8 protein-coding genes and 1 pseudogene are annotated in these 8,870 nt (G+C 36.1%); 6 read left to right on the plus strand and 3 right to left on the minus strand.

All coding sequences use genetic code 11. The annotated features are described in order from the left end of the window. Positions 1 to 92 (minus strand): annotated as a pseudogene (locus AC1DOS_RS15270) (SDR family NAD(P)-dependent oxidoreductase); the annotation flags it as partial. Positions 93 to 636: 544 nt separating this feature from the next. Here AC1DOS_RS15270 and AC1DOS_RS15275 point away from each other — a divergent pair. The 4 genes from AC1DOS_RS15275 to AC1DOS_RS15290 all read left to right on the plus strand — a co-directional run bounded on the left by AC1DOS_RS15275 (position 637) and on the right by AC1DOS_RS15290 (position 2,825). Further along, positions 637 to 1,824, plus strand: a complete 1,188-nt coding sequence (locus AC1DOS_RS15275; RefSeq protein ID WP_477538187.1) for a GTP-binding protein — start codon at positions 637 to 639, stop codon at positions 1,822 to 1,824. Between the two features lie 110 nt (positions 1,825 to 1,934). Further along, entirely contained in the window at positions 1,935 to 2,084 is a 150-nt protein-coding gene (gene rpmG, locus AC1DOS_RS15280; protein WP_477538188.1) for a 50S ribosomal protein L33, read from the plus strand. A 56-nt stretch (positions 2,085 to 2,140) separates the two neighbouring features. Further along, entirely contained in the window at positions 2,141 to 2,410 is a 270-nt protein-coding gene (gene rpsN / locus AC1DOS_RS15285) for a 30S ribosomal protein S14 (RefSeq protein WP_477538189.1), read from the plus strand. 61 nt (positions 2,411 to 2,471) lie between these two features. Continuing rightward, positions 2,472 to 2,825: a hypothetical protein gene (locus AC1DOS_RS15290; protein WP_477538190.1), complete on the plus strand. Its 354-nt coding sequence runs from the start codon at positions 2,472 to 2,474 to the stop codon at positions 2,823 to 2,825. A 274-nt stretch (positions 2,826 to 3,099) separates the two neighbouring features. On the opposite strand, the gene AC1DOS_RS15295 is transcribed toward AC1DOS_RS15290, so the two are convergent. Next, entirely contained in the window at positions 3,100 to 4,551 is a 1,452-nt protein-coding gene (locus AC1DOS_RS15295) for an amino acid permease (protein ID WP_477538191.1), read from the minus strand. Between the two features lie 781 nt (positions 4,552 to 5,332). On the opposite strand from AC1DOS_RS15295, the gene AC1DOS_RS15300 reads away from it, so the two are divergent. Next, positions 5,333 to 6,754: an amino acid permease gene (locus AC1DOS_RS15300; protein ID WP_477538192.1), complete on the plus strand. Its 1,422-nt coding sequence runs from the start codon at positions 5,333 to 5,335 to the stop codon at positions 6,752 to 6,754. 410 nt (positions 6,755 to 7,164) lie between these two features. Here the strand turns inward: AC1DOS_RS15300 and AC1DOS_RS15305 are convergent, their stop codons facing one another. Beyond that, positions 7,165 to 7,752 (minus strand): NAD(P)H-dependent oxidoreductase, encoded by a 588-nt coding sequence (locus tag AC1DOS_RS15305; RefSeq protein ID WP_477538193.1) that lies wholly within the window; start codon positions 7,750 to 7,752, stop codon positions 7,165 to 7,167. A 119-nt stretch (positions 7,753 to 7,871) separates the two neighbouring features. Here AC1DOS_RS15305 and AC1DOS_RS15310 point away from each other — a divergent pair, with 119 nt between their 5' ends. Further along, positions 7,872 to 8,315, plus strand: a complete 444-nt coding sequence (locus AC1DOS_RS15310) for a MarR family winged helix-turn-helix transcriptional regulator (protein WP_477538194.1) — start codon at positions 7,872 to 7,874, stop codon at positions 8,313 to 8,315. Positions 8,316 to 8,870: the final 555 nt, after the last annotated feature.

Consider the following 8,870-nt stretch of genomic DNA (forward strand, 5'->3'; position numbering starts at 1 on the left):
CCTTCCTTCACTAATTGTAAAGCTGTATGTAAACCTATTCCTTTACTTGAACCAGTTATAATTGCTACTTTTCCCTTTAATCCTAAGTCCATCATGTTTCCCCTCTCTATTTCAATAAATTTGTTCATCCTAATTATAAAATCAATCACCCTATTTATGCGAATATTTTAAATATATTTTTGTGGAATGTAAGATAAACAAAATAATTGTTTTAATGAATAGAAAAGGTTAAGGGAGAATTGGTATCTACCCCAATTGTCCTTTTACTAATTCATCAACCATTTCCCGAAATRCATTTTTTCGCCACCGAATACAAGAGCAATGATCCTCATAATACTCTCCGAATATGTCTTGTAATCCCGTGTACATCGTCATATCTTTTTATACAATCCTTTATCATTGAATGCTAATGAACTGAAGCAATAATGATATGTATATTTTTGCTAATAATAGAATTTATAATTTAAAAACGACTTCGTTTTAATTGGGAAACTATTCTTCAGATGAAAGCAAAAAATTTTTGCGATTTAAAGTCACGAACCATTTTCTCATCTTTAGTGTTGCATTATACTTGAATTCATTGTATTCTTTAAATCGTAATCATTACTGTTTGCGGAGGAGAAATGGAGATAACATATGAAAACTCAGATTCCGGTTACCGTTTTAAGTGGTTACCTAGGGGCAGGAAAAACAACGGTGTTAAATCACTTATTGGCAAATAAAGAAGGAAAGAAAATCGCTGTAATCGTAAATGATATGAGCGAAGTCAACATTGATTCGCAACTCATTCAGGCTGGTGGTTTTTCACGTACAGAAGAAAAATTAGTCGAACTGACAAATGGTTGTATCTGTTGTACACTGCGCGAAGATTTGATGATTGAAGTGGAAAAGCTTGCTAAGCAAGGGGATATCGATTATTTAGTTATTGAGTCTACCGGTATTTCTGAACCCATTCCCGTAGCACAAACATTTACATACATCGATGAAGAAGTTGACATCGATTTATCACAATATTGTCGATTAGATGCCATGGTAACGGTAGTAGATGCCTTTCGATTCTGGAATGACTATGAAAGTGGTGACACCATTCTTGAACGAAAACAAACGGAAGATGCTAACGACCTTCGTGATGTATCAGATTTATTAATTGATCAAATTGAATTTGCAAATATTTTACTGATAAGTAAAACAGATTTAGTCACTCCTGAATACTTAGAAGCTTTTAAAGCCTTTTTAGTAAAATTGAATCCCGATGCTACAATCATACCCATAGAGAATGGGGCGGTTTTACCTGAAGAAATCCTAGACCGAAACCTATTTGACTTCGAGCTAGCAAGTCAAGGTGCTGGATGGATTAAAGAATTAAATGAAGAACATGTACCGGAAACAGAAGATTACGGAATCACATCTTTTGTTTATAAAAGAAAACGCCCATTCCACCCGGAACGTTGGTTCGCTTGGTTGAGCACGTTCCCTCAAGAAATTGTTCGATCGAAAGGATTTTTCTGGCTGGCAACTCGAAATAACATCGCAGGGTTACTGTCTCAGGCTGGTTCTTCACTCCAATTCCAAGGTGCTGGTAATTGGATAGCCACTTTTCCGAAATCTGAGCAAGAAATGATTATAAAAGAAGATTCTTCCGTTGCATCGAGATGGGATGATGTTCATGGAGACCGACAAACAGAAATAGTTTGGATAGGGCTTGATATGGATCGAGAAGAAATCGAGTCCGAGCTTGATGCGTGTCTACTAAGTGATGAAGAAATGGAGAGTGACTGGACAAAATTGGCTGATCCACTTCCTCCGTTTGTTCAAGCGAATTGAAGCTCAGACAAGTTTTCGTGCGTTTGAAGAAAGTTGAACATAATGGTTTAAATTTCACGATTCACTGCCATGATTCGCAAAATGACTGATACAAATGAGGGGGATTACTGATGAGAGTAAATATTACATTGGCCTGCACAGTGACAGGTGACCGCAATTACATTACGAAGAAGAATAAACGCAACAATCCAGAGCGTATTGAACTAAAGAAATATTGCCCACGATTAAGAAAAGTGACTTTGCATAGAGAAACAAAGTAAGAAATTTGGCTAATTTTAAATCGTAATCATTACAATAACATGAAGGAGGAAATAACATGGCTAAAAAATCAAAAGTTGCTAAAGCCAAAAAGCAACAAAAGATGGTTGAACATTATTCGGTACTTCGCAATAAACTGAAACAAGAAGGTAACTATTTAGCTTTAAACAAGCTTCCTAAGAACTCTTCTCCAACAAGATTGAAAAACAGATGTGCATTGACTGGCAGACCAAGAGGATATATGYGAAAATTCAACATGTCACGGATCGCTTTCAGGGAACTTGCACACAAGGGTCAACTACCAGGAATAAAGAAAGCAAGTTGGTAACATTCTAATCATTCCTTTCATACGATGACTAATTTCAAAATCAAATAATTGAGGTAAAAAAATGAATGAGAAGTTAATGGGTTTTTTAKTAAGAAGTGAGATCGGTAAGATCGCGGAAGAAAAGAGGAAACTTTATCAATTTATAGTCGATGAAGAGAATCAACTGGCCCTAAGAGCAGATACAGCTGATCAATTTCTCCAACTATTGGCTACACACTCCCCTTATGAACTCGCATCCTATCATTTTAACTTGCCTTCAGAAAAGGTCTTTCGTCTTATGAATAAAATTGAAGCAGAGTTAAATGAAAGAATCCAAGCAAGATACAAAAAGGTGAAGTGGATTGACTATACCAATCACAGCAAACAAACGAACTTCGGAGATCATAAAAAATATGTATTTTTGTTTGTCAATTAAATGGCTAACTCAAAACGCTTCAGAATCCTCCTGAATCACTCATTACTGTCACTTTAACCAGTATTTCGCACTTATTTTAAGTACAATTTTGCACATGCAAACGTTAAAACCCAGCTATCTCCACATGAGAGGATTAGCTGGGTTTCTTCATTATTTACGTCCAATCACTAAGCTAGTTCGTGCAGCTTCTATGACTTCTGTGGTAATGGATGTCAGGGTAAAATTTCTCATTATTATAGAATTGAAGTCCTCAATGTTCATCAATCAAAATAAATCATCTGTTAGTCTCTACATCATTTTTTTGAGCATCTACTGGAACACGCTTGCCTATTCCAAAAGCGTAAAAACTAATGACAATGATACCTAGGAAAACAATCCCTACAATAAGTGACATACGTGTATCATCATTAAACCACATACCGATTAATACCATAATTAAAAAGGCGATCGTCAAGTAGTTTGTCACCGGTGCAAAAGGCATTTTGAATGGATGCTTGTCCATTTCGGCTCCTCTAATTTTTCTGAATCGAATTTGACTGATCAGAATAACAAACCACGGAACCATACCTGGAAGTACACTCGCACTGTATACATGCACAAATAAATTTTCTGGTGCAATGTAACTTAAAATAACACCAATTGCTAAACCAATTAGTACACCAAACGTACCGACTAACGGCACACCTTGACGAGATAGTTTCGTAAAGAATTTTGGTGCTTGACCATTTATTCCCAATGTATAAAGCATGCGCCCTCCACTATAAATACCACTATTACATCCTGACATTGCGGCTGTGATTACGACAAAGTTAATAAGTCCAGCTGCTGCTGTAATACCAATTTTCGCAAAAGTTGCAACAAATGGGCTGCCAATTGAACCTAGTTGGTCCCAAGGGTAAACCGTTACAATAACAAAAATCGCACCAACATAGAAGATTAAAATACGCCAAATAATACTTTGAATCGCTTTTGTTAACGTTTTTTGAGGATCTTTTGCTTCACCAGCAGTAATCCCAATTAGTTCGACACCTTGATAAGCCGCAACTACTAACGATAGAGCAAAGAAGAACCCTGACCAGCCACCAGCAAAGAAGCCTCCATTTTCCCAAAGGTTAGATATTCCGATTGCGTCTCCTCCGTTACCTAATCCGAAGAATATAAGACCAATTCCCGCAACAATCATTAATACAATTGTAACGATTTTAATCATCGCAAACCAAAATTCAAATTCACCAAATACTTTAACGGAAATTAAGTTCGCCGCACCAAGAATCACCATTGCGATGATACCCGGTATCCACGCAGGTAAATCTGGAAACCAGTACTGCATGTATGTTCCAACTGCAATTACTTCTGCCATCCCAACAATAACCCACTGGAACCAGTTACTCCATGCAGTGATATAACCTGCTAATGGATGTATGTATTTATGGCCAAAAGTCGCGAATGAACCCGCACTTGGTTCTAAATACAACATTTCCCCCATTGCACGCATAATGAAAAATATAAAAATCCCTGCGATTGCATAGGCAAGTAGTACTGATGGACCCGTCCATTCAATCGTTTTTGCTGAACCCATAAATAAACCAACACCAATTGTACCGCCCAAAGCAATCATCTGAATATGACGCGCTTCCAAGCCTCTCTTCAATTCTTTGTTTGCCACTCCGTTCCCTCCTCTTACACTATTACTTGCTATTCGGTGGTGAAATGATGAACCAGGCATCACTTTTTCAATCCTATCAAGCTACTACCTAGGATCATTCCTCACTTATTATTAAGAATTCCTAACTGCTTAAAAGAATATTCATCTTCCCTTTGAAATCTATCACACATGTATTACTTATATTATAATAATAAATTTTTCATCAGAATACAATTGTATTTCTCAGCAAAACACTTATCAATCAATATTTATCGATAATATATAAAACAGTACTGTTAGCAGAAATAAAAAAAATGTTTTTTCTAAATAATATTAATTTTATAAAAACTATTTAGTAAATACTGCTTAGTTATAGAACATCTAGATGTATGAATATTTGTTATTGAATCTATAATTAAACATCGTGATCCATCATTATTAATAGTTTCTTCTTTTTATCTAAACTCCCACTCTTCTTAAAACCGTTTTTCATCTAAATCAATATTTCAAACCAACCTTTTATCTGTTAAACAATAATTATTGAATGGCAATGACGTTTTACGTTTTCTCCAACATTTTTTTCAAGAAATTCGGAAAAATTAATTACTTTTGCTGTATAATAAAAAGAGTCTTTCTACAAGTCTATACTATTTATATTTTGTGAACTTTGCCACATTTCTTTCGTTTTGAATTTCCGAAACATTATTAGTGGTATCAATGATGTGGAATTATATCCTAAGAGTTTTGTGGACAGGCATTTCGAAATAAATCTAAACGGTTGTACACGTGGATGTGAAAAGTTTATTTTATCAAAATAGTAAACGCTTACATTTTTATGGAATTAAAACGTGGGGGTAGTTGAATGATCCAAACTCAAGAGTTAAAAAGGGAATTAAAGGGCCGCCATTTATCTATGATTGCGCTTGGCGGGGTTATTGGAACAGGGTTATTCTTGGGATCAGGTTTTACAATTGGTGAAGCTGGACCAGGTGGAGCAATAGCAGCATACATATTTGGTGGGTTTGTCATGTATTTAACGATGCTTTGCCTTGGTGAATTGGCGGTTTCACTGCCTGACGCAGGCTCATATCAAACTTATGCAACGAAGTATATTTCTCCTTCGACTGGTTATATGATTGGCTGGATGTCATGGCTTAACTGGTCTGTTACGATCGGTTTGGAGTTAATTACGGTTAGTATTTTGATGAAACGCTGGTTTCCAGATGTATCACCTTGGATATGGTGTGTCCTTTTTGCGGTTCTACTTTTTGCCATTAATGCTTTATCTACAAAAAGCTTTGCAGAAGTGGAATTCTGGTTTGCAGGAATAAAGGTAGTAACGATTATTGCGTTTATTCTTTTAGGTGGCGCGGCCATGTTCGGTTTCTTGGAAATGAATGGCAGTTCCCAAGCTCCAATGCTTTCTAACTTTACTAATAATGGCGGATTGTTTCCAAATGGTGTACTCGCCATCCTAATAACGATGATAGGGGTTAATTTCTCTTTTCAAGGAACAGAATTAGTTGGAATTGCAGCAGGCGAAAGTGAAGATCCTGAAAAAAATATTCCAAAGGCAATCAATAATACGATTTGGCGTATATTAGTGTTTTTTGTACTTGCCATGTTTGTCCTTGCAGGTTTATTTCCATGGCAAGAGGCTGGTTTGGTTGAAAGTCCATTTGTCGTCGTGTTTGATAAAATTGGTATCCCTTATGCGGCAGATATCATGAATTTTGTAATTATTACAGCTGTTCTATCAGTAGCAAACTCTGGACTCTACGCAACGTCTCGTATGCTTTGGTCCATGTCTAATAAAGGAATGATTAGCAAACGGTTTGGTAAACTAACGAAAAATGGAGTTCCAATGAATGCATTGATTGTAAGTATGCTTGTAGGTTGCTTATCTTTATTATGCGGAGTATTTGCAGAGGATACTGTTTACCTATGGCTACTTTCAATCGCAGGTTTTGGATGTGTAGTGGTGTGGGCATCCATAGCCCTCTCAAGCTATCTTGGTCGCAAAGCTTTTATCAATCAAGGTGGACAGGTAAAAGATTTAAAATTCAAAATGCCACTTTATCCGATTGTTCCACTTTTAGCTTTTGGGTTAAATTGCTTAATCCTTATAAGTCTAGCGTTCATTCCTGAACAAAGAATAGCCTTGTATTGCGGTGTACCTTTCATGCTTGCATGCTATCTTTATTATCATCTTGTAGCGAAGCACAAAATGCAGGAACCAATTTCTATTAATCAACCCAAATTTACCGAATTGAAAAAAGTGTAATAGGTTAACGACGAAGTGATGCATCTTTTATATGTTAAGGAAGATCCTCACCCGCACCCAGTGGGGGGTTTGCTCAATCTTTCGCCATATTTAATAGTGCTTATTAATCAATGCAATGATTTTTCGACATTTTACCTATTGGATTTCCAACCGATTGGAATACCTTTTATGAAGGACTGTTCCTTAGTATTTGCAACAGTTCTCTCTAAACAGCGTCCAATTGGGAATAACTTTCAAATTAATAACCAAATGAAAACACTTTATTCACATTAAATTTTTCTTCAAATAATTAATTACGTAAAGAATATCCAAATATAAAAAGCCTAATTTCTCCCTTAGACATGGAGAAATTAGGCTTTTGTTACTTAATAAACGCGCCGACTGCGGGGAAAAAGACTTATTTACATTCTTCAGCGGTCTATTATTTTGAAATAACGATATATTTTATTTAATTTCTCGTCATGCCTTCCCTTCAGATTTTCCATATTCCCAAATTCAAAAAACTTCACTTTTTTTATCCCCACATAATTAAATAAGGCTTTCTTCATTAATACTTTGTGGGCATTATTCAACCAGAACAAAGGATAATGCGTAGGCCCCTTCATCGTTGAAATACAAACAACCGACTTCCCCTTCAAAAGTCCTTCTGGCAGAAGTCCGCCCTTATCTTTATAGGCAAATTCTGAAGCAAACATTTGGTCTATATACCCCAAAAGCATAGCTGGAGGCCGTCCCCACCAGATCGGATATATGAAAACTATTTTATCGGCCCAAATAATTTGTTCTCTATACTTTTCAAGTTGGGGATTGGAGTGCATATCCCTTCTGCGTTTCTTCTCATTGAAAACTAGGATCGGATTAAACTCCTCCTCATATAAATCCAGCACCTTTATCTCCGCTTTATTGGGGTTCTCACTGCTTCCCTGGATGACCTTTTGAAAAAATGCATAACTCAGGCTCTGATGATTTGGATGCGTATATATAACCAGCGTTTTCACTGTACCACCTCTTTACTTATCATTTGATAAACAAATCGTAACACATTCTTTTTTAGTTATCAAATGATAATTGTTTTATAACAACTATTTTGTTATATTGTCAGTAAGAGGTGATCCTTTTGGACAAAAATGCTTTATTTCATAAATTCGTGGCCTTTACTACTTCTGTTCATCAAGTGACGCATGAAATTACAAAAGATGTTAAATCCGATGCCATTACGCCCGTTCAACATAGTATTCTTGAATATATAGCGGTTAGTCAGCCCGTTACCATTAGTCAAATTAGTGATTGTCAGAATATGTCCATGCCTAACACGAGCCGTGAACTGAAAAAACTAAGCGAAAAAAATCTATGCGAAAAATTTGCCGTTGCCGAAGATCGACGAAAGCAATATATCCGTCTTTCCAAAGAAGGGGAAGTCATGATGACCGAAGCCTTTAAACACATAGAAGCCCGTTTTCTGCAACGGATAAAGGAGGCATCCGATGTAGATTTAGAAGAAATTAACCGGTCGCTGGATGTGCTTCACTCAAAAGTGTTTTATTCAAGTAAATCATTGTGATGGTGGAATGGCCTATCGTGAGGCACCTCCGTATAAACGACGACAAGCTCTTTCCCTATTGGGAGGAGCTTGTCTTTTCACTTTGAAAGAAAATCTCTATCCCGTTACTTGAATAAGAAAAAGGCTTTACTCCTTATTGAAGTAAGCGCCAGTTTATGGATTGATTTATGTGATTTTTCTTGAAGAAAAGCACCCTTTAGTTAAAAGCAAACTCATAATTCTTTTGTCATAAATACGCTATTTGGGTCACCAATATAATTTGAAAACGGCTTACATTATGGGAATCCGAAACTTGTATATAGTCTTTTGCTTGTTCGAAAGAATCCATTGATCAATCCCGTTTCCTAACTTATACGTCGATTGGCTTKTGCTACCCCTAGAACAGAAAAAGACTAAATCATAAGATTTAACCTTTTCCCTATTTGGAATTTCTATTTATCAAATAACTTAATCCCACTTAGTTCATTGCTATTAAAACTTATAAAAAGCAAAAGACGATTAAACCTTTTTAGAGGCTAAATCGTCTTTTTTTTATAAAATCGACCCGAAGTTTTT

The sequence above is a fragment of the Paenisporosarcina sp. P5_A11 genome (assembly GCF_056400705.1).